This is a genomic window from Jannaschia aquimarina (assembly GCF_000877395.1).
Classification (GTDB): Bacteria; Pseudomonadota; Alphaproteobacteria; order Rhodobacterales; family Rhodobacteraceae; genus Jannaschia; species Jannaschia aquimarina.
In genome coordinates this window covers 1-26,633 of sequence record NZ_JYFE01000044.1, presented here as the reverse complement: position 1 = coordinate 26,633, position 26,633 = coordinate 1, and the positions used below count along the sequence as shown (strand labels likewise).

At 66.1% G+C, this 26,633-nt stretch carries 26 protein-coding genes and 1 tRNA gene; 15 read left to right on the top strand and 12 right to left on the bottom strand.

Features of this window, described 5'->3' with window-relative positions; translation table 11 throughout:
• Positions 1-21: 21 nt before the first annotated feature.
• Genes jaqu_RS12415 through jaqu_RS12405 form a run of 3 tightly spaced genes read left to right on the top strand, consistent with a single transcriptional unit; the run spans position 22 to position 3,295 of the window.
• Complete coding sequence (locus tag jaqu_RS12415; RefSeq protein ID WP_043919312.1) at positions 22-1,029, top strand: ABC transporter ATP-binding protein; 1,008 nt, start codon at positions 22-24, stop codon at positions 1,027-1,029.
• Positions 1,026-1,796 carry an L-iditol 2-dehydrogenase gene (locus jaqu_RS12410; RefSeq protein WP_043919311.1) on the top strand — a complete coding sequence of 257 codons (771 nt, stop codon included), beginning with the start codon at positions 1,026-1,028 and terminating at the stop codon, positions 1,794-1,796. The genes jaqu_RS12415 and jaqu_RS12410 overlap by 4 nt, the downstream gene beginning before the upstream one ends.
• Complete coding sequence (locus jaqu_RS12405) at positions 1,784-3,295, top strand: mannitol dehydrogenase family protein (RefSeq protein ID WP_043919310.1); 1,512 nt, start codon at positions 1,784-1,786, stop codon at positions 3,293-3,295. The genes jaqu_RS12410 and jaqu_RS12405 overlap by 13 nt, the downstream gene beginning before the upstream one ends.
• Before the next feature lie 3 nt (positions 3,296-3,298).
• Here jaqu_RS12405 and jaqu_RS12400 read toward each other — a convergent pair whose 3' ends face one another.
• The 5 genes from jaqu_RS12400 to jaqu_RS12380 form a co-directional block, all read right to left on the bottom strand.
• A complete protein-coding gene (locus jaqu_RS12400; RefSeq protein WP_043919309.1) occupies positions 3,299-4,663 on the bottom strand; it encodes a short-chain fatty acid transporter in 1,365 nt (454 codons plus the stop codon).
• A gap of 187 nt (positions 4,664-4,850) precedes the next feature.
• Positions 4,851-6,878: a PhoX family protein gene (locus tag jaqu_RS12395; protein WP_043919308.1), complete on the bottom strand. Its 2,028-nt coding sequence runs from the start codon at positions 6,876-6,878 to the stop codon at positions 4,851-4,853.
• 111 nt (positions 6,879-6,989) lie between these two features.
• The gene (locus jaqu_RS12390; protein ID WP_043919320.1) at positions 6,990-7,778 is read right to left on the bottom strand and encodes an iron chelate uptake ABC transporter family permease subunit; all 789 of its coding nucleotides are present in this window, start codon (positions 7,776-7,778) and stop codon (positions 6,990-6,992) included.
• Positions 7,779-7,789: 11 nt separating this feature from the next.
• On the bottom strand, positions 7,790-8,527 hold the full coding sequence (locus jaqu_RS12385; protein WP_043919307.1) for a metal ABC transporter ATP-binding protein: 738 nt from the start codon (positions 8,525-8,527) through the stop codon (positions 7,790-7,792).
• Entirely contained in the window at positions 8,524-9,036 is a 513-nt protein-coding gene (locus tag jaqu_RS12380; protein WP_043919306.1) for a helix-turn-helix domain-containing protein, read from the bottom strand. The genes jaqu_RS12385 and jaqu_RS12380 overlap by 4 nt, the downstream gene beginning before the upstream one ends.
• A gap of 54 nt (positions 9,037-9,090) precedes the next feature.
• Between jaqu_RS12380 and jaqu_RS12375 the strand changes: the two genes are divergently transcribed.
• From jaqu_RS12375 to jaqu_RS12365, 3 genes are read left to right on the top strand one after another with little or no spacing between them, the layout of a single operon-like run.
• A complete protein-coding gene (locus jaqu_RS12375) occupies positions 9,091-10,092 on the top strand; it encodes a zinc ABC transporter substrate-binding protein (RefSeq protein WP_043919305.1) in 1,002 nt (333 codons plus the stop codon).
• Positions 10,093-10,110: 18 nt separating this feature from the next.
• Positions 10,111-10,752 (top strand): DUF1007 family protein, encoded by a 642-nt coding sequence (locus tag jaqu_RS12370; protein ID WP_043919304.1) that lies wholly within the window; start codon positions 10,111-10,113, stop codon positions 10,750-10,752.
• Positions 10,743-11,612 (top strand): nickel/cobalt transporter, encoded by an 870-nt coding sequence (locus tag jaqu_RS12365; RefSeq protein WP_043919303.1) that lies wholly within the window; start codon positions 10,743-10,745, stop codon positions 11,610-11,612. Before jaqu_RS12370 ends, jaqu_RS12365 begins: the two co-directional genes overlap by 10 nt.
• 48 nt (positions 11,613-11,660) lie before the next feature.
• On the opposite strand, the gene jaqu_RS12360 is transcribed toward jaqu_RS12365, so the two are convergent.
• Together jaqu_RS12360 and jaqu_RS12355 are read right to left on the bottom strand one after the other, a co-directional pair.
• On the bottom strand, positions 11,661-12,377 hold the full coding sequence (locus jaqu_RS12360; RefSeq protein WP_043919302.1) for an alanyl-tRNA editing protein: 717 nt from the start codon (positions 12,375-12,377) through the stop codon (positions 11,661-11,663).
• Positions 12,374-13,405 (bottom strand): cysteine synthase A, encoded by a 1,032-nt coding sequence (locus jaqu_RS12355; RefSeq protein ID WP_043919319.1) that lies wholly within the window; start codon positions 13,403-13,405, stop codon positions 12,374-12,376. The genes jaqu_RS12360 and jaqu_RS12355 overlap by 4 nt, the downstream gene beginning before the upstream one ends.
• 101 nt (positions 13,406-13,506) lie before the next feature.
• On the opposite strand from jaqu_RS12355, the gene jaqu_RS12350 reads away from it, so the two are divergent.
• The 4 genes from jaqu_RS12350 (at position 13,507) to jaqu_RS12335 (ending at position 15,735) form a co-directional block, all read left to right on the top strand.
• Positions 13,507-13,582, top strand: a tRNA-Val gene (locus jaqu_RS12350).
• Between the two features lie 22 nt (positions 13,583-13,604).
• The gene (locus tag jaqu_RS12345) at positions 13,605-14,333 is read left to right on the top strand and encodes a helix-turn-helix transcriptional regulator (RefSeq protein ID WP_043919318.1); all 729 of its coding nucleotides are present in this window, start codon (positions 13,605-13,607) and stop codon (positions 14,331-14,333) included.
• Positions 14,334-14,450: 117 nt separating this feature from the next.
• Complete coding sequence (locus jaqu_RS12340) at positions 14,451-14,711, top strand: hypothetical protein (protein WP_043919301.1); 261 nt, start codon at positions 14,451-14,453, stop codon at positions 14,709-14,711.
• A gap of 85 nt (positions 14,712-14,796) precedes the next feature.
• Positions 14,797-15,735, top strand: coding sequence for a pirin family protein (locus jaqu_RS12335; RefSeq protein ID WP_043919300.1), 939 nt, complete (start codon positions 14,797-14,799; stop codon positions 15,733-15,735).
• 205 nt (positions 15,736-15,940) lie between these two features.
• Here the strand turns inward: jaqu_RS12335 and jaqu_RS12330 are convergent, their stop codons facing one another.
• From jaqu_RS12330 to jaqu_RS12320, 3 genes are read right to left on the bottom strand one after another with little or no spacing between them, the layout of a single operon-like run.
• A complete protein-coding gene (locus jaqu_RS12330; RefSeq protein WP_043919299.1) occupies positions 15,941-17,302 on the bottom strand; it encodes a mechanosensitive ion channel family protein in 1,362 nt (453 codons plus the stop codon).
• Entirely contained in the window at positions 17,299-17,628 is a 330-nt protein-coding gene (locus jaqu_RS12325; RefSeq protein WP_043919298.1) for a hypothetical protein, read from the bottom strand. The genes jaqu_RS12330 and jaqu_RS12325 overlap by 4 nt, the downstream gene beginning before the upstream one ends.
• Positions 17,628-19,118 carry a phosphomannomutase/phosphoglucomutase gene (locus jaqu_RS12320; RefSeq protein ID WP_043919297.1) on the bottom strand — a complete coding sequence of 497 codons (1,491 nt, stop codon included), beginning with the start codon at positions 19,116-19,118 and terminating at the stop codon, positions 17,628-17,630. Before jaqu_RS12320 ends, jaqu_RS12325 begins: the two co-directional genes overlap by 1 nt.
• Positions 19,119-19,315: 197 nt before the next feature.
• Here jaqu_RS12320 and jaqu_RS12315 point away from each other — a divergent pair, with 197 nt between their 5' ends.
• The 3 genes from jaqu_RS12315 to jaqu_RS12305 all read left to right on the top strand — a co-directional run bounded on the left by jaqu_RS12315 (position 19,316) and on the right by jaqu_RS12305 (position 22,954).
• A complete protein-coding gene (locus tag jaqu_RS12315) occupies positions 19,316-20,623 on the top strand; it encodes a Na+/H+ antiporter NhaA (protein ID WP_043919296.1) in 1,308 nt (435 codons plus the stop codon).
• 146 nt (positions 20,624-20,769) lie between these two features.
• On the top strand, positions 20,770-21,423 hold the full coding sequence (locus tag jaqu_RS12310) for an ABC transporter ATP-binding protein (protein ID WP_043919295.1): 654 nt from the start codon (positions 20,770-20,772) through the stop codon (positions 21,421-21,423).
• Positions 21,407-22,954: a capsule biosynthesis protein gene (locus tag jaqu_RS12305; protein ID WP_043919294.1), complete on the top strand. Its 1,548-nt coding sequence runs from the start codon at positions 21,407-21,409 to the stop codon at positions 22,952-22,954. Before jaqu_RS12310 ends, jaqu_RS12305 begins: the two co-directional genes overlap by 17 nt.
• Positions 22,955-23,189: 235 nt before the next feature.
• Here jaqu_RS12305 and groL read toward each other — a convergent pair whose 3' ends face one another.
• Together groL and groES are read right to left on the bottom strand one after the other, a co-directional pair.
• On the bottom strand, positions 23,190-24,836 hold the full coding sequence (gene groL / locus jaqu_RS12300) for a chaperonin GroEL (RefSeq protein ID WP_043919293.1): 1,647 nt from the start codon (positions 24,834-24,836) through the stop codon (positions 23,190-23,192).
• Between the two features lie 53 nt (positions 24,837-24,889).
• The gene (gene groES, locus jaqu_RS12295; RefSeq protein ID WP_043919292.1) at positions 24,890-25,201 is read right to left on the bottom strand and encodes a co-chaperone GroES; all 312 of its coding nucleotides are present in this window, start codon (positions 25,199-25,201) and stop codon (positions 24,890-24,892) included.
• Between the two features lie 304 nt (positions 25,202-25,505).
• Between groES and jaqu_RS12290 the strand changes: the two genes are divergently transcribed.
• Positions 25,506-25,826, top strand: coding sequence for a hypothetical protein (locus tag jaqu_RS12290; RefSeq protein ID WP_043919291.1), 321 nt, complete (start codon positions 25,506-25,508; stop codon positions 25,824-25,826).
• Between the two features lie 53 nt (positions 25,827-25,879).
• Positions 25,880-26,485 (top strand): uracil-DNA glycosylase family protein, encoded by a 606-nt coding sequence (locus jaqu_RS12285; RefSeq protein WP_043919290.1) that lies wholly within the window; start codon positions 25,880-25,882, stop codon positions 26,483-26,485.
• Positions 26,486-26,633: the final 148 nt, after the last annotated feature.

Here is a 26,633-nt window from a genome sequence, read left to right as displayed (position 1 = left end):
CCCGCGCCGGAGGTCTGACAGATGGGCCACATCAAGCTGAACCAGATCACCAAGTCCTTCGGGGATGTCGAGGTGATCCCACCGCTGGACCTGACCATCGAGAACGGAGAGTTCGCGGTCTTCGTCGGCCCATCCGGCTGCGGGAAGTCGACCCTGCTCCGCCTGATCGCGGGCCTGGAGGATGTGAGTTCCGGCCATATCGAGATCGACGGGCGCGACGTGACCGACGTGCCCCCGGCCAAACGGGGGTTGGCCATGGTCTTCCAGTCCTACGCGCTCTATCCGCATATGTCGGTCCGAAAGAACATCGCCTTTCCGCTTCACATGGCCGGCATGGACCAGGCTGAGCAGCAAAGGCGGGTCGAGCGCGCGGCGAGCGTCCTCAACCTGACCGACTATCTGGACCGACGTCCGGGTCAGCTGTCGGGCGGTCAGCGCCAGCGGGTCGCCATCGGCCGCGCCATCGTGCGCGAACCGGCGGCCTTTCTGTTCGACGAGCCGCTCTCGAACCTCGACGCCGCCTTGCGCCACGGAATGCGCATGGAGATCGGAGAGCTTCACCAATCCCTTTCGACCACGATGATCTACGTGACCCACGATCAGGTCGAGGCGATGACGATGGCCGACAAGATCGTCGTCTTGCGTGCCGGCGTGATCGAGCAGGTCGGCTCTCCGCTCGACCTCTACCGGGAGCCCCGAAACCTCTTCGTGGCCGGCTTCATCGGTTCGCCGACGATGAACCTGATCGAGGGCGACGAGGCCCGAAAGCACGGCGCGCATACGATCGGGATCCGTCCCGAGCACATCGTTCCGGGCGATCCGGACGGCGCTCCATGGTCCGGCACGGTAGGTCTCTCCGAGCATCTGGGATCCGACACCTTCCTTCATGTCCATGGCACCGGCCTGACAGAGTCGATCACGGTCCGCGCGGACGGCGAAGTGCCGCTTCGCCATGGCGACCGGGTCGGCCTGACGCCGAATGCCGAGCGAATTCACCGCTTCGATCAGGCCGGGCTGCGGATCGCATGACTGGCCGGTTGCGTGGCAAGGGGGCGCTGATCACCGGTGCGGCGCGCGGGATCGGACGGGCCTTCGCCGAAGCCTACATCCGCGAGGGGGCGCAGGTCTGCATCGCCGATATCGACCGGGATGCGGTCATTGGCACGGCCAACGAAATCGGCGCATCCCCCATCGTCATGGACGTGACCGACCAGGACAGCATCGACGCCGCCACGGACGCCGCCGAAGAGAATCTCGGCGGGATCGAAATCCTGATCAACAACGCCGCCCTCTTCACCGCCGATCCGCTAGTCGACATCGACCGGGCGGATTACGCGCGCGTCTTCGATGTGAACGTGGCCGGTGTCCTCTTCACGATGCAGGCCGTGGCGCGGCGGATGATCGCCGCGGGGCGGCGGGGGCGGATCATCAACATGGCGTCCCAGGCCGGACGTCGGGGAGAGCCGCTCGTCGCGGTCTATTGCGCCAGCAAGGCGGCCGTCATCTCGCTCACGCAATCCGCCGGGCTGAACCTCATCGAACACGGCATCAACGTGAACGCGATCGCACCGGGTGTCGTCGACGGCGCGCATTGGGACGGCGTCGATGCCCAGTTCGCACGCCTCGAAGGCCTCGCCCCCGGCGAGAAGAAGGCTCAGGTCGGCGCGTCCGTCCCCTACGGCCGGATGGGCCGTGCGTCCGACCTGACCGGGATGGCCGTCTTTCTCGCCTCAGACGAGGCGGACTACATCGTCGCGCAATGCTACAACGTGGATGGCGGCCAATGGATGAGCTGACCGCACGGACCAACGGTCGTGCCCGTACGCCCTTTGCATTGACACGCACGTCCCTCGCATCCCTGCCCGTCGATATCCTGCGCCCGACCTATGCCCTGCCGGAACTCTCGCCCGGCATAGTCCATATCGGCGTCGGCAACTTCCACCGCGCGCACATGGCTTGGTACACCCACCGCCTGATGCAGGACGGGGGGGCAACCGACTGGGCCATCCTGGGCGCGGGCGCCCGCCCCTATGACGCGGTGATGCGCGAGAAGCTGTTGGCGCAGGACTGCCTGACGACGCTGCTGCAGCTCGATCCAGACGAGAGCCGCGTCGAGGTCACCGGCACGATGGTCCATTATCTGCCGGTGGCCGAGGGCCATGCGCCGATGATCGCCGCCATGGCCGACCCGCGGACGCGCATCGTCTCGATGACGGTGACGGAAGGCGGATACTATTGCAGCGCCGAAGGGACACTCGACGTTGATCACCCCGATATCCGACATGATGCAGCCGGCGGCCCACCCCGGACCGTGTTCGGCGCGATGGTCGCAGCCCTCCGTCTGCGCCGCGATCTGGGGCATGGAGCGTTTACCGGCCTGTCCTGCGATAACCTTCAGGGCAACGGGGACGTGCTGCGACTGACCCTGGTGGGGCTGGCCGAAGAACAGGATCCCGATCTGGCCCGCTGGATCGACGACACCGCCTCCTTTCCGAATTCCATGGTCGATTGCATCGTTCCCGCGACCGGCCCGCGCGAAATCGAGATGGTTCGCGACAAGGGGATCTGGGATCGGGCCCCGGTCACGCACGAGCGTTTCCGGCAATGGGTCATCGAGGACGACTTCGCCGCCGGGCGTCCCGATTGGGATGCGGCGGGGGCGACCTTCGCCAGCGATGTCGCCCCCTACGAGCATATGAAGCTGCGTCTGCTGAATGCAGGGCATCAGATCCTTGCGAATCCGGGTGAGGTGCTGAGCCTGCCGACCATCGCCGATTGCATGGCCGACCCGGAGATCAGCGGATACTTCCGCCATGTGCTCCGGACCGAGGTCGCGCCCCATGTCGAATCCGTGCCGGGCACGACGCCGATGGATTACATCTCTACGATCTCGGGCCGGTTCGCGAACCCCCTGATCCACGACACGGTCCGCCGGGTCGCCTTCGACGGGTCATCGCGGCATCCGGGTTTCGTGCTGCCCACGATCCGTGACGCGCTCGCGGTGGGCGCGCCGTTGGGTGGCCTTGCGCTGGTCGAGGCGCTCTGGTGCCGGATGTGCGAAGGCACCCGCGAGGACGGCTCGACGATCGAGCCGAATGATCCCCACTGGGAGAAGCGCCACCGCGCAGCCCTCGCTTCCCGGGACGACCCGCGCGCCTGGATCGCGCAGGTGGACATCTACGACGACCTCCGCCAGTCCGAGACCTTCACCACGTCGTTCGCCGCTCATCTCGACCGCGTGCGGTCCGATGGCGCGAGGGCCGCAATCCGAGGATATCTCGGCGCGAACGCCTGAGCGCTATGGCAGGAACGTCAGCCCCAGGCCGAGCACGACGCCCGATGCCAGCAGGACGAGGACGCAAAAGCCCATGATGTCGCGCGCCGACAGCCCCGCGACGGCCAGGGCCGGCAGCGCCCAGAACGGCTGGATCATGTTCGTCCACGCATCGCCCCATGCCACCGCCAGCGCGACCCGCGCCGGATCCGCGCCCAGTGCCTCTGCCGCGGGCATGATGATCGGGCCCTGAACGGCCCATTGACCCCCGCCCGACGGCACCAGGACATTGACCAATCCTGCAGACAGGAAGGCCAGCAGCGGAAGGATCGTCGCGTTCGCGCCCGCGACGAAGAGGTCCGTCAACCCCGCCGCCAGACCCGATCCGACCATCATCCCCATGATGCCCGCATAGAACGGAAACTGGATCAGGATGCCGCCCACGCCTTTGACGGCCTCGTCCAGCGCGATCAGGAAGTTCCGCGCCGATCCGTGCAGCGCCAACGCGGCGAAGAGGAAGACGAAGTTGACCGTATCAAGGGTCAGCGCGAACTCGCCCCGGACGATCAGGATCACGACGAAGGACAGCCCGAACAGGCCGGCAGTCCAGCCGAGCCAGCGTGATTGCTCCAGCCGCTGCGCCGGCGTGCGGGGCTGCGGGGCGGCCCGGGCGGTCGGGTCCTCGGGATCGTCGTCGATCCTCAGATCACCGGACCGGACCGTGCGTCCGCCATGGTTCAGCATCATGCGGTTCAGGAACGGCAAGCCGATGGCGATGATCGCCAGCAGGATCAGATTCGCCGAGGAAAAGATCGTCTCGGAGGTCGGGATAAGCCCGATCTCGTCCTCGAGGAAGTTGCCGGGCGTCGCCGCGGTCAGGGGGATCGAGCCCGACAATCCAGCATGCCACACCAGAAACCCGGAATAGCCGGACGCGATCAGCACCCGGTAGTCGGTGTCGGGAACCTCGCGCGCAAGTCGCTTCGCGAACAGCGCTCCGATGACCAGGCCGAAGCCCCAATTCACGAAGCACGCGGCCAGCGAGACCGCCGTCACCAGCAGGATCGCCTGGCCGGGGGTCTGCGCCACGCGGGCCAGCCGCCCGAGTGCCCGCTCGAACAGCGGTGTCGACGCGACCACAAACCCGGTCACGAGAACCAGTGCCATCTGCATGGCGAAGGTCAGAAGATCCCAGAACCCGTCGCCGAAATGGCCCACCATCTCGACCGGGCCGTTTCCGGCCAGAAGACCGGCGATGAAAACGAGGAAGGTCAGCGCGATCACGATGACCAGCGGCTCTGGCAGCCAGCGTCCGATGAAGCTGTCGAGCGCGCCGGTCAGGCGCCCGATCGCACCTTTTTCCGCAGGTTGGGCGGATCGGTCTGTCATGGTGTTTCTCCGGGCTTCCGGCATCGCTGATATGGCGGCTCGCGTCATGAGTCGTCCAAATCACGGCGGGCGCAAGCCCCCGTCAAAGCTGCGTCCAAGGATTGCCGTCCGCACGTCATCCGCCTCGAAACGAAGGCGCGGCCCCGAAGGACCGCGCCGACTTCAAGCTCGAATGCAGATCAGCGTGTCACCCGACAAGTCCCCCGTCGTTGCGCTTGACCGTGATCACGGCCGAGCGGGGAAGCGCCCCCTCCCCGTCCGGGAACGGCGCGCCGGGATGCTGGATGCCCACGAACATCGTCCGCCGGTCGGCAGACCATGTCAGCCCGGTCACTTCGCTCCCCTTCGGACCGGTCAGGAAACGCCGGATCTCGCCGGTCACGGGGTCGCCGGCCAGCATCTGGTTGTTGCCCATCCCGGCGAACTCGCCTTCGTTGTCGTCGTCGCCATCGGTCTGGATCCAGATGAGACCCGTCGTGTCGATCTGCATGCCATCGGGCGAGTTGAACATGTTCCCGGCATTGATGTTCGCCGTTCCAGCATAGAGGCCGTTCTGGTGCACGGTCGGGTTCCCGGCCATGACGTAGAGGTCCCAATCGAAGGTGGTCGCGCCGTGATCGTCGTCATGGGGCCGCCACCGGACGATCTGCCCGTAGCGGTTGGTCTCGCGCGGATTGACCGCGTTCACCACCATCGGATCGCCCCCCGCATTCGTGCGGACCGATCCGTCCTCGGCCAGCGTGCCGCGCCGTGAGTTGTTCGTCAGGCAGCAATACCCCTCGACGGCCGTGGGGTTCACGGCGATCCATTCCGGCCGGTCCATGGTCGTGGCGCCGACCGCCGAGCCCGCCATGCGGGTGAAGATCGCGATCCGGGCTGCGTCCATGCCGGTCGCCTCGGGTGTCAGGGCCACCCACTCCCCGGTCATGTCGTCATCGAAGCGTGCGACATGAAGCTGACCTTCCGACAGAAGCGTCGAGGTATCGCCGCCGGGCACGTAGACGTCGCGGGACACCCACTTGTACATGAACTCGCCCCGCTCATCGTCGCCCATATAGACGACCACGCGGCCGGCGGGCGTCAGCGCGTAGGCGGCATTCTCGTGCTTGAAGCGGCCCAGAGCGGTATGCTTGACCGGCGTCGACTCCGGCTCCCAAGGGTCGATCTCGATGATGTAGCCCGCACGGTGTGGCTCGTTGGGATTCCGTGAAATGTCGAACCGGGCGTCATAGCCATGATAGTTGTAGCGCCCGGGCTCGATATCGGTGGAGATGCCGTAACGCTGGTAGCCCGCCATCACCGTATCGTCGGTGGCAACCTCCGAGCTGGTGCCGAAATAGCCGTTGAAGTTCTCTTCGCAGGTCAGATACGTCCCCCACGGCGTCCGGCCCGACCCGCAATTGTTGAAGGTCCCGAGGGACCGGGTGCCGGTCGCGTTGGCGGCCGTCTTCAGCAGGTCGTGACCGGCGGCGGGCCCGTCGAGGACCATGGGCGTGTTGTGATGGATGCGGCGGTTGTAGGGGCTGTCGACGATCACCGACCAGCCCTCCTCACCTTCGACGACCTCCATGACCGAGACGCCCTGGATCTGCTGAAGCAGCAGCACGTCGTCGGCGGAGGACACGATTTGATCTTCCAGTTCGGGCTCGGGCGGCAGCTCCGTGCCGGCTGCCTCCGCAGCGGTGCGGCGCTCGTTATATTGCTCCATGATGACGCGATTGCGCTCTTCGAGCGCGGCCACGGACTCGGTCAGGTTCACCTTCGGGTTGGGATATTCGGAGTTCACCACCAGCAATTCGACGCCACGGCGGTTGAACAGCTCCATCCCGTCCGTGTTCTCGCCGAAGACGCGATCCGATCCCTGCGCCGGATGGCCGGTCGTGCGATCGAATTCAGGCGCGTCCGAGAACAGCGGATCGCCCCAGCGGACAAGCGTCTTCCAGCTATAGCCCTCGGGCACGTGAACCGTCCCGTCGGTCTGGGGCGCGAGTTGCTGGAACGCGAACCGCGAGTCCTGCGCGGCATGCGCCGTCGTGGCCTTCAGGAATGCGGTCCCCATCACCGCTGCACCCGACCCGAAGGCGAGCGTCCCGCCAAGGAAGCCGCGACGCGAAATCGCGCGCTCCACCACGCGGTCGAATTCCTGGACCTCCGCACGCGGGAACTTGGCTTCGTCCCATTCGTCGGCGGATAGCTCGGTCGTAAGATCCTTCATGCCTTGCTCTCCCACATGGCTCGGTGTCCGGGGTCCAGACCGATGATCCGGCCGACCCCACGCGGCTGTGCTAGGCGGGTCACGTAACGCCCGGATGACGCCGAAATGCGGCTAGGCGCCGCGCCGGCGAAAGAGGGAGGTCGCGGCGAAAGCGATCGCGGCGGCGCAGACGATGGTCGGACCGGATGGCGTATCCAGCAGGTAGGATCCGCGCAATCCCACGATGGCCGCAAGAACCCCGATGGCCGCCGCGATGAGCGCCATGCTTTCGGGCGTCCGGGCAAGAGGCCGGGCCGCGGCGGCGGGGATGATCAGCATGGCCGCGATCAGAAGGACCCCGACGACCTTGATCGCCACCGCCACCGTGATCGCGAGGGCGAGCGTCAGGATCAGTTGCTCGCGCCGGGGGTCGACGCCGCTGGCATGGGCGAGATCCTCATTCAGGGTGGCCGTCAAGAGTGCCGACCACCGCCACACGATCAGTGCGACTACAAGGGCCGCGCCGCCCCAGATCACAGCGAGGTCCTCCCGGGAGACCGCAAGAATGTCGCCGAAGAGATAGGACATCAGGTCGATCCGGATGCCCGACAGAAACGACACCGCCACCAGTCCGAAGGCCAGCGCCGAATGGGCCAGCACGCCCAGCAGCGTGTCCATCGCATAGCCCCGCCCCGTCAGCGACGAAACCAGCAGGGCCATCGCCAGTGCCACCACGACCGCCCCGACGAAGATCGACATCGAGAAGGCCAGTGACAGGGCCACGCCCAGGATCGCGGCATGGGCTGTCGCGTCTCCGAAATAGGCCATCCGGCGCCAGACCACGAAAGACCCGAGCGGGGCCGCCGCAACCGCCACACCGACCCCCGCCAGCGTCGCGCGGACCATGAAGTCGCCCAGCATGAAATCCAGCATCACTCGGCCGCCTCGGTCGCTCGACCGTGATCGTGGTCATGGTCGTGGTCGTGCCGGTAGAGCGCCAGCGCACCGCCTGTTCCGGTGCCGAACAGCGCGCGATACTCCGGCGCCGAAGCCACGACTGCGGGCGTCCCCTCGCAGCAGACGTGGCCGTTGAGACAGATCACCCGGTCGGACGCACTCATCACGACGTGCAGCTCATGCGAGATCATCAGAACGGCGCATCCCGTCTCCGCCCGGACCGCCTCGATGCGCCGGTAGAACGCGGCCGAACCGGGCTGATCCAGCCCCTGCGTCGCCTCGTCCAGCAGCAACAACTCAGGCTGGTTCATCAAAGCACGCGCTAGCAAGACCCTCTGGAACTGCCCGCCGGAGAGGCCTGACATCTGACTTTGCAACAGATCCGGCGCACCGGCTTGCTCCAGCGCATTCCGGCACGCATCGCGGGTAGCGCCGCCGGGCAGGCGCAGGAACCGCTCTACCGTGATCGGCAGGGTCGGATCGATATGCAGGCGCTGGGGTACGTATCCGACACGCAGCCCCGGTTTGCTCCGGATGCGGCCCTCGGTCGGCTTCAACGCTCCGATGACGGCGCGCAACAGGCTGGTCTTGCCCGATCCGTTCGGCCCGACGATCGTGACGATCTCACCGGGATCGACACGAAGATCCACGTGCCGCACCACCGCCTTGCCGCCATATCCGACGGTCAGGTTCTCGACCGTGACAAGACTCATGCGTCGGCCTTCTCTGAACAGGCCGGGCAGATCCCTTCGGCCTCCACCACGGTCCGCTCGATAGTGAAGCCGCTGGCCTCCGCTGCTTCTCCCAAGGCATCCGGCGCAACGGTCGCCCCCGCTTCAGCGACCGCCGCGCAAATGCGGCAGATCATGAAGGCCGGGGCGTGGCTTTCTCCGGGGCGGGTGCAGGCGACGAAGGCATTGAGGCGCTCGACCTTGTGGGCGAACCCGTGCGCGACGAGGAAGTCGAGCGCGCGATAGGCGACCGGCGGCTGAGAGCCGAACCCGCTCTCGTTGAGTTTTTCGAGGACGGCGTAAGCCCCCATGGCCCGGTGCTCCTGCAACAGGATCTCCAACGCGCGCCGGCGGACCGGTGTCAGGCGCAGCTTCTCCGCCGCGCAGCGCGCCTCGGCTGCCGCGATCGCAGTCTCCACGCAATCCGCGTGGTCATGGGCTGCGAAGCCGATCGCCGATGGATCCGGTACGGGGTTTCGGGCGCTTGTCATGTTACCTTATATCATCTATCCGGCGTATTGTTACAAGATCACGCAGGATATCCCATGTCCAGAATCCTTCTGAGCGTCCCGCTCGTCCTCGCCACCGCCACGGCCCCGTCCGCCGAAATTCCCCGCGTGGCGGTCGATATCGCTCCGGTCCATTCCCTCGTGGCCCGCGTGATGCAGGGCGTGGGCGAGCCGGACCTGATCATCCCCCCCGGTGCCAGTCCCCATGAATACCAGCTCCGCCCCTCGGAAGCCGCCGCGCTTCAGGAGGCCGAGGTCGTGGTCTGGATCGGCGAAGACCTTACGCCCTGGCTCGAAGACCCGCTCGAAAGCCTTGCAGGCGATGCCGCCCATGTGAGCCTTCTCGACGCGGACGGCGTCACGCTTCTGGATTTTCGCGAGAACGCGCTCTTCGAGGCCCATTCCCACGGCGATGACGACCACGGCAGCGAAGATCATGACCACGATCATGCCGAGGCGCACGACCACGATGACCACGACCACGCCGAACATGCTCACGACGACCATGACCATGATCACGGCCACGGTGCGCATGACCCCCATGCCTGGCTTTCGCCCGACAATGCGGCGACTTGGCTGAACGTCATCGCGGGTCGGCTTTCCGTCGCCGATCCGGCCAATGCGGGCGCCTACTTTGCGAACGCAGAAGCCGGCCGCGCCGAGATCGAAACCCTCAAGACCGAAATCGCAGCGATCCTCGAACCCGTGCGCGAGGGCCGCTTCATCGCCTTCCACGACGCCTACCAGTATTTCGAGACCGCCTTCGACATCCCGGCCGCCGGGGCGATCTCGATCTCGGACGCCTCCGATCCAAGCCCCGCACGGATCGCCGAGATACAGACCCGGATCCGGGACGAGGGCATCGACTGCGTGCTCGCCGAGCCGCAATTCAACGCCCAGATGGTCGCCACCGTGATGGTTGGGACCGATGCCTCTACCGGCGTGCTCGATCCGCTCGGATCGGACCTGGAGCCCGGCCCCGCGCTCTATCCGCAGCTTATGCGAAATCTCGCCGAGACGCTTGCAGGCTGCCTGTGACACGGTAGACGGATTGCGATGCGCCGCATGCTTCTCTCCGTCCTGACGACCGCTCTGATGAGCCTCGGCCACCATGCCGTGGCTCATCCACACGTCTTCGTCGACGCGCGGACGGGATTCATCTTCGACGACGACGGGCAGCTGACCGGCCTTCGGATCACCTGGACCTACGACGCGCTCACCAGCCTCTTCCTGTTCGACACGCTGGATCTCGACAAGGACCGCGACGGTGAACTCGACGATGCCGACCGCGCCGCGATCGCAGCCGGAGAGACCGATTGGCCGCCGGAATATAACGGCGACGTCTATCTGGAGGTCGACGGCGCAATCGTTCCCGTCGCGCGTCCGCTGAATGCCGAGGCGTGGATGGAGGACGATCTGATCTCGGTCGCGTTCGACCTGCCCCTCGCCGAAATTGTCTCGGATCCCGACGGCGCGCTCCTGCGCCTTTACGATCCGATCTACTACTATGCCTACACGATCCTTCCGCTGGAGGACGAGACGCCGGGCCCGTGCCGTGCAGAGGTGATCCCGTTCGAACCCGACGAGGCGACGGCCGAATTGCAGGTCAAACTCGCCGCCCTGTCGCGCGAGGAAACGCCCGAGCAGGAAAATGTCGGCGCCCTTTTCGCAGACCGCGTGACGCTGACATGCGGCTGAAACCGGCAATCCCGTTTCTGCTGGTGCTGGCGGGCGGTCTGGCCGCCTGGCAGTTCGTTCCCTGGCCGGCGGTCCTGCATTGGGCCGTCACGGGCCAGCGGGAATTCCAGGACGCGATGGCCCGTGCCCTCCGCGCGGCCCAGGCCGGAGAGCCCGCGGCGGTCTGGGCCCTGTGTTCCGCCACGGCGCTCTACGGCTTCGTCCATGCCCTTGGGCCGGGCCATGGCAAGGTGCTGCTGGGCGGTGCGGCTTTGGCGTCCGGTGCGACGCTCCGGCGGATGACGTGGCTGACCCTCGCTGCGAGCTTGGCGCAAGCGGCCTCGGCGATCCTGCTCGTCGGAGCGCTGGCGGTCCTGCTCGGTCTTGGCGCACGCACGATGGGAGACGTGGCCGACGCGTGGCTCGCCCCGGCAAGCTATGTGGCGATCGCGGCCATCGGCGGCTATCTGATCTTCCGCGGCCTTCGGCTGTGGCGCGCCCCTGCGGCGAAGCCCTGCACCTCCTGCGGACATGCCCACGGCCCGACGCTCGAAGAGACGGCGTCGCTCTCGAGCGGCAAGGACGCCCTCCTCCTGATCGGAAGCGTCGCGATCCGGCCCTGCACCGGCGCGCTCTTCGTGCTGGCCATCGCGCTGCGCTTCGAGATCTTCTGGATCGGCGCGCTGGCCGTCGTCGCGATGGGGCTCGGGTCGGCGGCCTTCAACCTGACGGTGGCCTGGTCCGGCGTCGCGGCACGCCGCTTCGCCGTGATCGGCGCGTCCGGCGGAGAGTTGCGCCTCGTCTCCGCCGGACTGCATATCGCCGGGGGCGCGTTGATCGCGGCGCTCAGCGTGACATGGCTCGTCACCTTCGCCCTGTAGCTGCCCCATCACGAGCCGGACCACGCGAAATGCGCGGTCGATTGCCCCTCAGCCCAGCGTGATCGAGATCCGGCGGTTCGCCTTGCCCTTGTTCTCGATCTTGCCCACCTGAACCGTCCCGATCTCGGCGGTCGACCGCACATGCGTCCCGCCACAGGGCTGCAGATCAACCGGTGTCTCGCCGCCGCCGATGCGGACCAGCCGGATTTGTCCCGCCCCGCGGGGCGGCTGGACCGACAGCGTCTTCACCAAGCCCGGATTGGCGTCGAGTTCCGCCTCTGTGATCCAGTCCGACGTCACGGGATGATCGCCGTCCACGTACTGACCGATCCGCGCCTGTATGAACTCCCGCTCGTGTAGGAGGTCGGGCATGTCGAAATCCAGCCGGGACTTCTCCGCACCGATCTGCCCGCCCGTCACCGGCAATGGCACGACGACCGAAAGAAGGTGCAGGGCGGTGTGCATCCGCATGTGGCGATGGCGCCGGTCCCAATCGAGCCGCAACTCGACTTCGGCGCCCACCGGAGGCAGCGGCGCCACCTCGGCCGGCAGGTGGACGATGGCCCCGCCGTCTCCCTTCACCGTCTCCGCTATGGCGATCTCGCCACCGTCCCATCCCAGTTTGCCGCTATCGCCCGGTTGCCCGCCGCCCCGCGCGTAGAAGATGGTCCGGTCGAGGACGAGGCCCCCCTCCTCCGTGAGGCCCGAAACCCGGGCCGTCGCCGTCTTGAGGTAGGGATCCGCCAGAAACAGAGCCTTGGTCATTCGAAGACCTCGGGCATCTCCCGGCTATCCTCGATCCAGCCTGGTACCGGCAGGCCCTTGGAGCGCAGGAAGTCCGGGTTGAAAAGCTTCGACTGATAGCGCGTGCCATAGTCGCACAGGATCGTCACGATGGTGTGGCCCGGCCCCATCTCGCGCGCCATGCGGATCGCACCGCCGACATTCACCCCGGAGGATCCACCGAGGCAAAGCCCTTCCTCCGACAGCAGGTCGAAGACGATCGGCAGGGCCTCCTCGTCGGAGACCTGGCAGGCGAAATCAGGCGTGAACCCTTCGAGGTTGGCCGTGATCCGGCCCTGCCCGATCCCTTCGGTGATCGAGCCGCCCGCCGACTTGAACTCGCCTTCTGTGTAGAAGCTGTAGAGCGCCGCGCCCATCGGGTCGGCCAGCCCCATCTTCACGCCCTTCGGTTGCAGCGCCTGCGCCACCCCCGCGAGCGTCCCGCCGGACCCGACGGCACAGATGAAGCCGTCGACCTTGCCGCCCGTCTGCTCCCAAATCTCGGGGCCGGTCGTCTCGATATGGGCCTGCCGGTTGGCCACGTTGTCGAACTGGTTGGCCCAGATGGCGCCCTTCGGCTCCGTCCGGGCCAGCGCCTCCGCCAATCGCCCGGAATAGCGCACGTAATTGTTCGGATTGCGGTAGGGGGCCGCGGGCACTTCCACCAGTTGCGCACCCGCAAGGCGCAACATGTCCTTCTTCTCCTGGCTCTGGGTCTCGGGGATGACGATTACCGACTTGAACCCCATCGAGGCGCCGACCAGCGCCAGCCCGATGCCGGTATTCCCCGCGGTGCCCTCCACGATCGTACCGCCGGGGCGCAACTCCCCCCGCGCGACCGCATCCCGAATGATGTAGAGAGCCGCGCGGTCCTTCACCGACTGCCCTGGGTTCAGGAATTCCGCTTTGCCCAGGATCTCGCATCCCGTCTCCGCGCTCGCCTTTTTGAGACGGATCAGGGGCGTGTTCCCGATGGCGGCGGCCAAGTCTGGATGGATCGGGGCGGACATGGCGGACCTCTGCGTCGGGGCTGTCCGGCCGGGATAGGCGAGCACCCGGCCTGCGGCAAGGTTGCGCGCCCCGCGGATCATTGTTTACAGACCGGAGGCAAGGGTGGTTAGCTCAGTTGGTAGAGCATCTCGTTTACACCGAGAGGGTCGGGGGTTCGAGCCCCTCACCACCCACCAACCCACCGCGGGGGACACGACCGTGTGGGACGTTAGCTTGGACGAGTTCTCCGCCGCCGTGGCGGAAATAGAAGACCCCTGCGATCTCTGGGATCGCATGGTCGCCTTTTACGCTGACCACGGCGTGCCTCTGGTCAGCTATCACAGAATCGATCCAGAGACAGCCGACGTTGCCGAACGTCAGGCGGTCATGGCGCATGGTTTTCCGAAAAGCTGGGTCGAGCATTACGTCGAACACAACCTCGTCGATCACGATCCGATCGTTGCGCTGTCGGCCCGCACTGCCAAGCCGTTCTTCTGGAAGGACATCCGCGATCTCGTCGACCTGACCCACACCGAAGATCGCATGATAAGGGAACTGGAGGACGCCGATTTCGGCGATGGCCTCAGTGTGCAGGTCCATGGCCCCGGTCTGCGCAATGGCTATGTCGGCCTCGGATTCGGCGGCCCACGGCCCGACCTCTCGACGGCCCAGATCTTCGCGCTGCAATGCGCCGCGCAGATCGCCCATCTGCGTTACTGCGAACTGGTCCCCGAGCTCGATGGGCTGCGCGATCTGTCCCGGCGCGAGCGTGAAGTGCTGAGCTGGATCGCGCGCGGCAAGTCGAACGGCGTGATCGCCGACATCCTTCATGTCTCGCGGCACACGGTCGATACCATCGTCCGCCGGATCTTCGAAAAACTCGAAGTGTCGGACCGCACGACCGCGGCAATCAAAGCGCTCGGGAACGGGCTGGTTACGCGTAATTGACGATGTGTCACGCGGTTACGGGACAAGACTCCCTCCCGACGAGCGGATAGCGGTCGCGTCACGACGTGACCGCCTACCGCATAGGACGGACAGATGTTTCAACACACGGGTATTTCCATGAACGCCGATCCGACGAAGATCCCGCGCGCGCCGGTGGGGACGCTGGCCGACTCGCTCGATTTGCGCCGCGCCCTCGACGAAGCGATCGAGACGGCCTCCGCCGGATCGCCGGAAAACGCCGGCTGGCTGTCGGTCGATATCGCCTCGGCGCTCCTCATGGAGGCCCACGACCGCCTCAACGGCCGCCTCCCCGAGGACGAAGCGGCCGAACTCGCGCGGCTCGCTCTGGCCGTCCACAGGTTCTGCGCCCGTACCTGAACCCGCGCACCGGAGCCGTGCGCTCCTGTGGCAGGACATTGCGGCCCCCGGCTCCTATCTTCGGTCCAACCGAAGGAGACACGCCATGAGCTGGAACCCCGCCCTCGATCCTCATTGCCCCACCGGCGACGAAGTCGATGCCATCGAAACGGTCATCGTTCCCCGGGCCCGCGACCTCGGCGGCTTCGAAGTGCGCCGCGCCCTGCCCGCGCCCAAGCGGCAGATGGTCGGACCGTTCATCTTCTTCGACCAGATGGGACCTGCCGAGTTCCTGACCGGCGAAGGCATCGACGTTCGCCCGCACCCCCATATCGGGCTCAGCACGGTGACCTATCTCCTGGACGGCAAGATCCACCATCGGGATTCGCTCGGCACCGATCAGTGGATCGAGCCGGGTGCCGTGAATCTGATGACCGCGGGATACGGAATTACCCATTCCGAGCGGGCGGACGGTGATTACCGCCAGCAGGAGAAATCGCTCTTCGGGATCCAGACCTGGATGGCGCTTCCCAAGGATCACGAGGATGCGGCGCCCGATTTCCTCCACGTCCCCAAGGCAGAGCTTCCGGTCCTCGACGGCGAGGGCAAGCAGGTTCGCCTCGTCCTCGGCGACGCCTACGGAGAGCGGACGGAGGCGCAGACGCCCTCCCGGTCGTTCTACGCCGACGCCCTCCTGGAGGCGGGCGCGGCGATCCCCCTGCCCGACGATCACGAGGATCGCGGTGTCTACGTCCTGCAAGGCGAGGTCAGCGTCGCGGGCCAGACATTCGAAGCGGGCCGCATGATGGTCTTCCGTCCCGGCGACCCGGTTTCCCTCAAGGCGGGCGCCGATGGCGCGCGGGTCATGCTGTTGGGCGGCGACACGCTCGAAGGGTCTCGCTACATCTGGTGGAACTTCGTCGCCTCCTCGAAAGAGCGGATCGAAGCCGCCAAGGAAGCGTGGCGCGCGGGCGACTGGGCACATGGACGTTTCCAGTTGCCCCCCGGCGATACGAACGAGCACATCCCCTTGCCCGAGAAGTAAAAAAAGGGCTCTGCCTGAAACAGGCAGGGCCCAGTCATTTCGAGGTTGCACGGGGAACCGCGCGGAACGGAACAGGCTGACAGAGGATCGCTGCGGGCCCAGCCCTTCGCGATCCTCCATTCGCTGAAGTCCATCTACGTCTCTTGGGGCCATTCGCAAAACGAGATCGTCGCGCGTTTGTCCCAAGATTTTCTCATGGACCGGCCTACTCTTCCGGCGCCCGCTCGCTCAGGAGGTCGTCTCCGATCTTCTCGCGGCGCTCCTGCTCCACGATCTCCTCGACCGCCCGGACGGGACGCACCTCGGCCGGATCCGTGGGGGGCACTTCTCGCGGCTCCGGCTCTCCCTCGGTCGCAACCAGCTCCGTGGGTCGGCCCTTTGCATCCGGCAGGTCCACGACCGGCAGACCGCCCCCTTGTATATTCAGGCGGTAGGTCGGCTCCGGCAGACCGATGCCGGCTTCGGTCAGCGCGGCCATGACCAGACGGATCGCCTCGGAGCGCGCGACCATGAAATCCGCCTCGCGCTGATCGAGCCAGGCATAGAACTCCATATCGACCGTCGAGGCGCCCACATCCTTGATCCAGACCTGTGGAGGCGGCGCGTCCAACGTGAACTCCAGCCCATCCAGGACTTCGAGGCCGATGCGCTTGGCCTCGGCGACGTCGTCGGCCGGGTCGATCCCCAGCAGGAAACCGAAACGCCGCTCGGCATTGCGCGTGTAGTTCAGGATCCGCGCCTTGAAGACCGTCGCATTCGGCAGGCGCACATGGTTGCCATCCGGATCCAGCAGGATCGTCGCGCGGCTGGTCAGGCGGATGACCGTCCCCATATTGCCCTCGATCTCGACGAAATCGTTCGGACGGAACGGCTGGCGCAGGGACAGCATCACCGACGCGATGAAATTCTCGACCGTGTCCCGCACCGCGAAGCCCACCGCCAGGCCCACGATCCCCGCCGCACCCAGAAGACCCGTCAGCACCGCCGTCGCGTTCAGGATATCCAGCGCCACCACGATCCCGGCCAGCACGAAGACCAGCCGGACGATCACCCGGTAGATCTCGGCGATGAAGGCGTTCGGCGCGATCCGGCGCCAGGGCGCCTCCCACCGCACCAGCAGGATCCCGGCGGTTATCACCAGTATCCCCGCCATCAAGGCGACCGCCACCAACGGCAGGTAGTTGACCGCCTGCGCCAGACGGTTGCGGAAGCGGTCCAGCACGGGGTCCAGACGTTCGACCACCTCCGTCGTCTCGACCACTTCGTTCTCGATGGCGACGACGCCCTCCACCCGGGCCGCGATCTCCTGCAGCCGGTCGATGGAGGCGCCATCCAGCACCTCTCCAGTAAAGGTGACGATCCCTTCGCGCACGGCGATATCGACCGTCTCGTAGCCGTCGAGCTGGGCGATGATCCCCTCGATCCGCGCCTCGATGGCGGCATCGGTCTGACCGCCCTCGCCCACCGCGATCGCGCCCGACGGCTGAGACGGCGCGTCCTGGGCGAAAGCCGGTCCCCCCGCACAGACGACGATCAGGACCAGCATGGACAGAACCCGGCGGATCATGGTTCGGCGTTCCGCCGTCTCAATCGCAGAGTCGTCGTGACCAGCACGGCAAAGAGCGCGCAGAGCGTCGCGAAGTTCAGCAGGCTCTGCGTGCGGAAGGCCGAAGCCGGGATTGCCACGCCATCGACCTCTACCGGCGTGGGAGAGATCAGTGACCATCCCAGCATCGCCGCCCCGTAGAGGATCAGCGCCCCCAATGGCACCGCGACGACCCAGACCGCACGGATCCGCCCCAGGCGGAAGGCCAGACGCAAGAGACCCCAAAGCACCAGGCACGCGACCGCCGTCGCCACCAGCGCGCCCACAACCATGCCGGCTTCGAACATCAGAACGCCTGGTCGTAATCGCCCACATTCGGCTCATGCCGGATGATGGCGTCCAGATCGTCGAAGATGGCGCGCAACTCCTCCTTCGAGGTGGGCGATTCGCAAACCACGACCAGGTTCGGCGTATTCGATGACGCTCGGACGAGGCCCCAGCCGCCATTCTCGAGCATCACGCGCGCACCGTTCACCGTCACGACATCCACGATCTTCTGCCCACCCAGCGACCCTTCGCCCTTCATTGGGACGATCCGGTCGACGATGCGCTGAAGCGTGTCGTACTTCTCCTCGTCGGGGCAATGCGGTGACAAGGTCGGCGTGTTGTAGACCGTGGGCAGCGCCTTGCGCAGATCGCTCATGGATTTGTCGGGGTTCCGATCCATCAGCTTGCAGATCTCGACGGCGACCCGCATCCCGTCGTCGTAGCCGCGCCCCACGGGTTCGGCCAGGAAGTAGTGGCCCGACTTCTCGAAGCCCGCCAATGCGCCGATCTCGTGGACGCGGCGCTTCATGTGGCTGTGCCCGGTCTTCCAGTAATCGGCCTTGGCGCCGTTCTCCTTCAGCACCGGATCGGAGGCGAAAAGCCCCGTCGACTTGACGTCGGCCACGAAGGTCGAACCCGGATGCAGCGCCGACAGGTCCCGCGCCATGATGACGCCCACCTTGTCGGCGAAAATCTCCTCTCCCTCATCGTCCACCACGCCGCATCGATCCCCGTCGCCGTCGAACCCAAGCGCCAGATCCGCACCCGACGCGCGCACGGAATCCGCCATGTCGTGGAGCATCTCCATGGCTTCGGGGTTCGGGTTGTAATGCGGGAAGGTGTAGTCCAGCTCGCAATGGCTCTCGACGACCTCGACCCCGATGCGGCGCAGAACCTCGGGGCCGTAGGCGGCGGCGGTCCCGTTACCCGCCGCGCAGACCACCTTGAGCGGCCGCGACATGCGGAAGTCCCCGACCAGATCGTCGAGATAGGCCTCCATCACGCCGTCGACCCGCTCCCACCGGCCACCGTCGCGCGCCTCGCCGCGCCCCTGCAACACGATGTCGCGCAGCTCGGCCATTTCGTCGGGGCCATGGGTCAGCGGCCGCTGAAAGCCCATCTTCACGCCCGTCCAGCCGTTCGGGTTGTGCGAGGCCGTGACCATCGCAACGGCAGGCGCGTCGAGGTGGAATTGCGAGAAATACGCCATCGGCGTGATCGCTGGTCCGATATCCTGCACATGCACGCCCGCTTGCGTCAGCCCGAGGATCAGCGCCTGCTTGATGGCCAGCGAGTAGTCTCGGTAATCGTTGCCGACCGCGATGCGCGGCTCGATCCCCCGCGCGTGCATCTGCGTGCCCAGCCCGAGACCCAGCGCCGTGACCCCCGGCAGATTGATCGCGTCGGGATATTTCCAGCGCGCGTCGTATTCGCGGAACCCCGTGGGCGCGATCATCGGATCGCGCAGAAAGGCCCAGGTGTTCGGCGTAACGTCAGTCTGCGGCTTCATTCGGGCCTCCGTCCTTGATGCTCCGCACATACCCTACACGTGAAGCCGGGCAACCCCCGGCTGAACGCGCGAGGCGGCCGGTCGCCCATCCCGAGGCGTCGCCGCCGGTCCACAGCAGGACCGCAGCAGCCTTTGGTGCTGTTGCCCCGCTTGGTCCCTTCCCCTAAGCCGAACGGAATCACAGGCCGGGGGACAGGATGTATCGCGTCTGGAACTTCGTGACGAACTACTCGCTGCTCCTGATCCTCGGCGCGTCCATCGCGCTGATCTGGGCCAATACCGATGCGCACAGCTATCACCTGCTGGTCGAGTATCCGCTCTGGTTCAACGACTTCATCGGCTACACCCACCATCACTGGGTCGAGACGATGGAGCTTCACCATCTCGACGTCGAGATGTTCGGCCATTCCGAGACGCACAAGGTCCTGACGGTCCATTATCTCGTGAACGACATCCTGATGGCCTTCTTCTTCGCCATCGCCGCCAAGGAGGTCTGGGAGGCCGTCATCCTCGAAAATGGTTCGCTGCGCGGCAAGAAGGCGGCGACCCCGCTCTTTGCGACGGCGGGCGGAATGATCGGCCCGGTCGCCGTCTATCTGGGCCTGGCCGCCGTCCTCGGCTCCGATACCTTCAACGCCGTCGCCAATGGCTGGGCCATCCCCACCGCGACCGACATCGCGTTCAGCTATCTGGTCGGCCGCCTCGTCTTCGGCGCCGGTCACCCGGCTGTGCGGTTCCTGCTGCTGCTCGCCATCGCTGACGACGCGGCGGGCCTTATCATCCTTGCCGTCTTCTACCCCGAAGGGGACCTCGCGCCGCTCTGGCTGCTTCTGTCGCTGGCGGCGGCGGTCGGCGTTTTTGTGCTCTTCAACTGGCTGCCCCGCCGCCTCGACCGGGGCGACCAGATCCGGACCAAATCCACCTGGGTCCGCCAGAAGCTGTCGTTCTGGCCTTACCTCATCGCCGGTGCCCTGTCGTGGTACGGCTTCGCTCAGGCGGGCCTGCACCCGGCGCTCGGCCTTCTGCCGATCGTGCCCACCCTGCCCCATGCGGACCGCGCCTTCGGCATCTTCGCCGAGGCCGAGCAATACCTGACCGACCTGCTCAACCACACCGAGCATCTGCTCAAGCACCCGGTCGAGATCGTCCTGTTCTTCTTCGGCCTCCTGAATGCGGGCGTCGAGTTCTCCGCCATCGGAGAGCCGACCTGGCTCGTCCTCGCGGGCCTCATCATCGGCAAGCCGGTCGGTGTCATGCTCTTCGGCTATATCGGCGCGCATACGCTGCGGCTGGGCCTGCCGATGGGGATGCGGACAATTGACCTCTTCGTGATCGGCTGCGTCGCCGCGATCGGCTTCACCGTCTCGCTCTTCGTGGCCTCTGTCGCCTTCGACCCGGGCCCCGTGCAGGATGCGGCGAAGATGGGCGCTCTCTTCAGTTTCGGGGCGGCGATCATATCGATCATCGCTGGCAAGCTGACGCGGGTGCAGAAACAACCTGGATAGGTCGGTCGCCCAGGCCCGTCCGGCGCGACGATCCATCGCCTTCGGCTCCTATTGATGCCGCATTAAGGTATTATCAGGACCCACCGCCTAGCGTATGCAGGATCCGCAGGCCGAAATGTGGTTAGTATAGGGCCGATGCCCCGTTCATGATCGAGTTCGATACCGTCTCCAAGTCCTTCTGGACCGGACAACGCCGCAAGGTGATTCTGCACAATGCGTCCTTCCGGGTGGAAGAGGGGCAATCGCTCGGTATCCTCGCGCCGAACGGCACCGGCAAGACGACGCTGGTGAACATGATGGCCGGTCTCGAAAAGCCCGATGAGGGGTCGATCACCCGAACCTCCCGCGTGTCCTTCCCGCTGGGCTTCATGGGCGGCGTCAATTCCAAGCAATCCGCCAAGGAGAACGCGCGCTACATCGCCACGCTCTACGACCTCGACCCCGACTATCTGGAGGCGTTCTGCCGCTGGCTCTGCGGGATCGAGGAATATTTCGAGATGCCGGTGGCCACATACAGTCAAGGCATGCGCGCCCGGTTCAGCTTTGCCCTTCTGCTCGCGCTCGACTTCGACATCTACCTCATCGACGAGGGGATGCCCGCGACCACCGATGTGGAATTCAACCGCAAGGCGGGCTCACTCCTCCGGGAACGGCTCAAGCGGTCGACCGTTGTGATCGTCAGCCACAAGCCCGAGATCCTGGAACGCTTCGCGCACCGCGCGGCGGTCCTGCGCGACGGGCGGCTATACCACTTCGACAGCCTCGAAGAGGCGCGGAGGCTTTATGACTATGCATCCTAGGGCGCGGGCGTTCCGGACCCGGCCGGGGCAGTCCTTCGCCCCGTCCACCGCCATCGCCGCGGCACCCTCGGCGCCTGCGGTGCAAGACACGTCCGCACCAGCTACGGCGCCCGCGACCGACCCCGATCCCACGACCGAGGCGCTGACCGGCCGGCAATTGCGCATGGCCCGCCGGATCGCGCAAAAGCACGGGATCAAGGCCGCCTCGGACCTCGACGCAGTCCGCCAACTTCGTGAACGCGGCATCGACCCGTTCGAGCGGGCGAACATGCTGCAACTCGTGCCGAACGCCCCGGACGAGGGCGCGGCCGGCGTCCCCGCAGCGCGGCGCGAGGCGCCCGCCCCCGCGATGCCGACCGATGCGCCGCTCGACGATGCCGGCCGCGCGGCCGAGATCATGGAGATCCAGCGCGACATCGTCCGCCGCCGCCGTCGCAGGCTCGCGCTGCTGGGCGTCCGCCTTGCCTTCTTCGTCGGTCTGCCGACCGCGATCGCGGGCTATTACTACAACGTCATCGCGACGCCGATGTACGCGACGAATTCGACCTTCATCATCCAGCAGGCGGATCTGGCGGCGGGGGGCGCGAATCTCGGTGGACTCTTCGCCGGGACGGGGCTGGCGAGCCAGCAGGACAGCATCGCGGTGCAGGATTACCTCCTCTCGCGAGAGGCCTATCGCCGACTCGACGAAGATCTGGGGTTCCGCGCCCATTTCTCGGACCCGGACATCGACCCGCTGCAACGCCTGGATACGGACGCGACGCGGGAACAGGGCTACGAGCTCTACACCGATATGGTCCAGATCGGCTACGACCCCACCGAAGGGGTCGTGAAACTGGAGGTCGTCGCGGCCGATCCGACGGTGTCGGCCCGGTTCAGTCAATCGCTCATCGACTATGCCGAGGAACGCGTCGACCAGCTGACGGCGCGCCTTCGGGGCGACCAGATGGAAGGCGCCTCCGACAGCTTCGAGGAAGCGGAGCGCAAGATGCTCGAAGCGCAATCCCGCGTGGTCCAGTTGCAGGAACAACTCGGCGTCGTCTCTGCCGAGGCGGAGCTGTCGAATGCCTACGGGCAGATCGGCACCATCGAGACCCAGCTCCGGGAGGAGCGACTGCGCCTCGACGAACTCCTCGCCAACCGGAGGCCGAACCAGACCCGGGTCGATATCGCCCGGTCCCGCATCGCCCAACTCGATCAGGAGCTGGCACGCCTGCGCGAAGGGCTGACCGACGCCGGAACCGATGCCGCGTCACTCGCGCGGGTGACCGCCGAACTCGGCGTCGCACAGATGGACCTCCAGACGCGCCAGCTCCTGCTGCAGCAGGCGGCCCAGCAGCTTGAGACCGCCCGGATCGAAGCGAACCGTCAGGTCCGCTACCTTTCGACATCGCGCCCCCCCGTCCCGCCGGACCAGCCGACCTATCCCAAGGCGTTCGAGAACACGGTTCTGGCCTTCCTCATCTTCGGCGCGATCTATCTGATGATCTCGTTGACGGTCGCCATCCTGAGAGAGCAGGTCAGCGGCTGACCCAAGGCCCGCGCGGGCCCGCGGATCCGGGCGTGAATCCGGATCTGCATAGCCGGCCGCCCGCCCGTGAAGCCTGGCAGGCACGCGAGGCGGACAGATCCGAAGACCCGGGCGGACCACAAAGGCCAAAGATCCCAGCCGCCCGACATACGAGGCGCGATCACCCGCCACGCGCCGTCACCAACGCAAACGGGGCGCCCGAAGGCGCCCCGTCCGACAATACATGTGGACCGGCTTACATCATGCCGCCCATGCCGCCCATGTCGGGCATGCCACCGGCACCGGCATTGGCACCCGGCTTCTCGGGCTTGTCGGCGACCATCGCTTCGGTCGTGATCAGCAGACCGGCCACGGACGCGGCGTCCTCCAGCGCGGTGCGGACCACCTTGGCGGGGTCGATGACACCGAACTTGAACAGGTCGCCGTACTCTTCGGTCTGCGCGTTGAAGCCGAAGGTCACGTCGTCGCTCTCGCGGACCTTGCCCGCGACCACGGCCCCGTCGACGCCCGCATTTTCGGCGATCTGGCGCAGCGGCGCCTCGATCGCACGGCGGACGATGGCGATACCGGCATCCTGATCGGCGTTTTCGCCCTTCAGGCCGTCCAGCGACTTGCCGCCTTGGACAAGGGCGACACCGCCGCCCACGACGACGCCTTCCTGGACCGCCGCGCGGGTCGCGTTCAGCGCGTCATCGACACGGTCCTTGCGCTCCTTGACCTCGACCTCGGTCATGCCGCCGACGCGGATGACGGCAACGCCCCCGGCCAGCTTGGCGACCCGCTCCTGCAGCTTCTCGCGGTCGTAGTCCGAGGTCGTCTCCTCGATCTGCTGACGGATCTGGGCCACGCGGGCTTCGATCTCGGCCTTCTCGCCGGCGCCGTCGACGATCGTGGTCTCGTCCTTCGTGATCGAGATGCGCTTGGCGGTGCCCAGCATGTCCATCGTCACATTTTCGAGCTTCATGCCCAGATCTTCCGAGATCACCTGGCCGCCCGTCAGGATCGCGATGTCCTGCAGCATGGCCTTGCGGCGATCGCCGAAGCCCGGCGCCTTGACGGCGGCGATCTTCAGGCCACCGCGCAGCTTGTTGACGACCAGCGTGGCGAGGGCTTCGCCTTCCACGTCCTCTGCGATGATCAGCAGCGGCTTCTGCGACTGGATCACGGACTCGAGCAGCGGGACCATCGGCTGCAGCGACGACAGCTTCTTCTCGTGCAGGAGGATCATGCAATCCTCGAGCTCGGCCGTCATCTTGTCGGCGTTGGTTACGAAATAGGGCGACAGGTACCCGCGGTCGAACTGCATCCCCTCGACCACGTCGGTCTCGGTCTCGAGGCCCTTGTTCTCCTCGACGGTGATGACGCCTTCGTTGCCGACCTTCTGCATCGCGTCGGCGATCTGGCGGCCGATTTCGGCTTCACCGTTAGCCGAAATGGTGCCGACCTGCGCGACTTCATCGCTGTCGGTCACATCGCGGGCGGCAGCCTTGATGGCTTCGACGACCTTGGAGGTGGCCATGTCGATACCGCGCTTGAGGTCCATCGGGTTCATGCCGGCGGCGACGGACTTCATGCCTTCCCTGACGATGGCCTGGGCCAGCACGGTGGCGGTGGTGGTGCCGTCACCCGCTTCGTCGTTGGTGCGGGAAGCGACTTCCTTCACCATCTGAGCGCCCATGTTCTCGAACTTGTCCTCGAGTTCGATCTCCTTGGCGACGGTGACGCCGTCCTTGGTGATCCGGGGCGCGCCGAACGACTTGTCGATGACGACGTTGCGGCCCTTGGGGCCCAGCGTCACCTTTACGGCGTCGGCCAGGATGTTGACGCCCTTCAGCATGCGATTGCGGGCGTCGGTGTCGAATTTCACGTCCTTGGAGGCCATGATATTCTCCTTGAATTCAATTGTTTCGGGTCAGACGTTCAGTCGATCTCGTCTCAGGCGGCCTTGGCGGCGGCCGAACCTTCGATGATGCCCAGAATGTCCGATTCCTTCATGATCAGCAGCTCTTCGCCGTCGATCGTGATTTCGGTGCCCGACCACTTGCCGAACAGAATGCGGTCGCCAGCCTTGACGTCCATGGCGATCCGATCGCCGTCTTCGTCGCGCGCGCCGGCGCCGACGGCGACGACTTCACCCTCGGCGGGCTTTTCCTTGGCGGTGTCGGGGATGATCAGACCACCCTTGGTCTTCTCGTCGGATTCGACGCGGCGGACCAGGACGCGGTCGTGCAGCGGTTTGAAAGCCATCGTCAGCCTCACAGCTTGGTGTTTCTCCCTAGCTGGCACTCTCCGCAAGAAAGTGCCAACGCAGCGCTAGCTAGGAAGACCGCACGGACCTGTCAACGGGGGAACGGGGCTTTTTTGGCAGCCGCCGCGGCAGAGTGCCAAACAACACTTTACCCTTCCTCGCATCCCGCGAACGGAACCGCAACCGGATCGGCCAGCCGGATCCGTTCCAGGCGAAAAACATCGTTTACCCCGTCGATGCTGGCCGATCCTCGTGCCGGCTCTAAACTCATTGAGACCTAGTACGTTAACGAGTCGAGGCACCATGCAACCCGCATCCAACCACCCCGGCCTCTTCTGCTTCGTGGGTCAGGCCATCGCCTCCGATCCCGCCCCCTACCGCACCGGCGCGCGCCACGCATTGCTCGCCTTCACCACCGGCGACGACGCCGATGCGGCGCGCGATCTCTTGGACGAAGCCGCAGAGGCCCATGGCTGGCAGCATCTCCGTATCCTCCAGACCAAACCGCTCCCGAACGGGGCGCGCGGGATCGAGTCCGGCCCCCTCAGGGACGCCGCAGAGACCGCTCTGACCAACGGCGCAAGTCTCGTGGTCTGGCCCGACGAACTTCCGCTCGACGCGTGATCTTCCGGTCGTCCGGACTGGCGCGGGCCGCCTTGCGGCCCTAGCTGGCGGTCATGCCAGACGCCCTGCCTCAACCTGACGCTCCCGTTCCCCATCGCATAGCCGCCTGCCGCCACTGCGCCGATCGCTTCGCCGCCACCCAGACGGCACACCGGCCCGCGCCCGTTGTCTGGTTCCGTCCGGGCGCGCGTGTCCTCATCGCCAGTCAGGCGCCGGGCATGCGCGCCCATCTCTCCGGCAAGCCCTTCGACGATCCGTCGGGCGTGCGGTTGCGGGCATGGATGGGAATCGACGACGATACGTTCTGGGACAGGGACAGGGTCGCCATCGTCCCGATGGGGTTCTGCTTTCCAGGCTATGATGCGAATGGGGGCGATATTCCTCCGCCCCGGGTCTGCGCCGCCATGTGGCGGAATGAGGCGCTGGCCCATGTCGGCGACGTGCCCGTCACGCTCCTGATCGGAGGTTATTCGCAGGACTGGCACCTCGGAAAGGGCCGGGTCACCGACCGGGTTCGGGCCTGGCGCGAGCTCGCGCCCCGGACCTGGTGCCTTCCTCACCCGTCCTGGCGCAACACCGCCTGGCTCAAGAGGCATCCCTGGTTCGAGCAAGAGACGGTCCCCGCCCTCCGCAGTGCAATCAGAGAAGCCCTCGCGTAAGGCAGAGCCTAATTGCATGTCGCGAACATGCATGTCTCATGACATAAACTTGGTGGCTTACCGTCGATCATTCGACGCCTGTCTTCTTTGCTTCTCAAATATCCCCGCCGGAGGCTCGGATCGGACGGGGCTCGACGCCCCGTCCGAT

Bases quoted from the DNA above. Each gene is read 5' to 3' on its own strand.
- jaqu_RS12285 (WP_043919290.1), top strand. From the start codon at position 25,880: ATGCCAGACGCCCTGCCTCAACCTGACGCTCCCGTTCCCCATCGCATA.
- jaqu_RS12380 (WP_043919306.1), bottom strand. From the start codon at position 9,036: ATGACAAGCGCCCGAAACCCCGTACCGGATCCATCGGCGATCGGCTTC.
- groES (WP_043919292.1), bottom strand. From the start codon at position 25,201: ATGGCTTTCAAACCGCTGCACGACCGCGTCCTGGTCCGCCGCGTCGAA.
- jaqu_RS12360 (WP_043919302.1), bottom strand. From the start codon at position 12,377: ATGACCAAGGCTCTGTTTCTGGCGGATCCCTACCTCAAGACGGCGACG.
- jaqu_RS12305 (WP_043919294.1), top strand. From the start codon at position 21,407: ATGACTATGCATCCTAGGGCGCGGGCGTTCCGGACCCGGCCGGGGCAG.
- jaqu_RS12410 (WP_043919311.1), top strand. From the start codon at position 1,026: ATGACTGGCCGGTTGCGTGGCAAGGGGGCGCTGATCACCGGTGCGGCG.
- jaqu_RS12365 (WP_043919303.1), top strand. From the start codon at position 10,743: ATGCGGCTGAAACCGGCAATCCCGTTTCTGCTGGTGCTGGCGGGCGGT.
- jaqu_RS12315 (WP_043919296.1), top strand. From the start codon at position 19,316: ATGTATCGCGTCTGGAACTTCGTGACGAACTACTCGCTGCTCCTGATC.
- jaqu_RS12385 (WP_043919307.1), bottom strand. From the start codon at position 8,527: ATGAGTCTTGTCACGGTCGAGAACCTGACCGTCGGATATGGCGGCAAG.
- jaqu_RS12375 (WP_043919305.1), top strand. From the start codon at position 9,091: ATGTCCAGAATCCTTCTGAGCGTCCCGCTCGTCCTCGCCACCGCCACG.
- jaqu_RS12330 (WP_043919299.1), bottom strand. From the start codon at position 17,302: ATGATCCGCCGGGTTCTGTCCATGCTGGTCCTGATCGTCGTCTGTGCG.
- jaqu_RS12400 (WP_043919309.1), bottom strand. From the start codon at position 4,663: ATGACAGACCGATCCGCCCAACCTGCGGAAAAAGGTGCGATCGGGCGC.
- jaqu_RS12405 (WP_043919310.1), top strand. From the start codon at position 1,784: ATGGATGAGCTGACCGCACGGACCAACGGTCGTGCCCGTACGCCCTTT.
- jaqu_RS12370 (WP_043919304.1), top strand. From the start codon at position 10,111: ATGCGCCGCATGCTTCTCTCCGTCCTGACGACCGCTCTGATGAGCCTC.
- jaqu_RS12415 (WP_043919312.1), top strand. From the start codon at position 22: ATGGGCCACATCAAGCTGAACCAGATCACCAAGTCCTTCGGGGATGTC.
- jaqu_RS12320 (WP_043919297.1), bottom strand. From the start codon at position 19,118: ATGAAGCCGCAGACTGACGTTACGCCGAACACCTGGGCCTTTCTGCGC.
- groL (WP_043919293.1), bottom strand. From the start codon at position 24,836: ATGGCCTCCAAGGACGTGAAATTCGACACCGACGCCCGCAATCGCATG.
- jaqu_RS12325 (WP_043919298.1), bottom strand. From the start codon at position 17,628: ATGTTCGAAGCCGGCATGGTTGTGGGCGCGCTGGTGGCGACGGCGGTC.
- jaqu_RS12310 (WP_043919295.1), top strand. From the start codon at position 20,770: ATGATCGAGTTCGATACCGTCTCCAAGTCCTTCTGGACCGGACAACGC.
- jaqu_RS12335 (WP_043919300.1), top strand. From the start codon at position 14,797: ATGAGCTGGAACCCCGCCCTCGATCCTCATTGCCCCACCGGCGACGAA.
- jaqu_RS12355 (WP_043919319.1), bottom strand. From the start codon at position 13,405: ATGTCCGCCCCGATCCATCCAGACTTGGCCGCCGCCATCGGGAACACG.
- jaqu_RS12290 (WP_043919291.1), top strand. From the start codon at position 25,506: ATGCAACCCGCATCCAACCACCCCGGCCTCTTCTGCTTCGTGGGTCAG.
- jaqu_RS12395 (WP_043919308.1), bottom strand. From the start codon at position 6,878: ATGAAGGATCTTACGACCGAGCTATCCGCCGACGAATGGGACGAAGCC.
- jaqu_RS12390 (WP_043919320.1), bottom strand. From the start codon at position 7,778: ATGCTGGGCGACTTCATGGTCCGCGCGACGCTGGCGGGGGTCGGTGTG.
- jaqu_RS12340 (WP_043919301.1), top strand. From the start codon at position 14,451: ATGAACGCCGATCCGACGAAGATCCCGCGCGCGCCGGTGGGGACGCTG.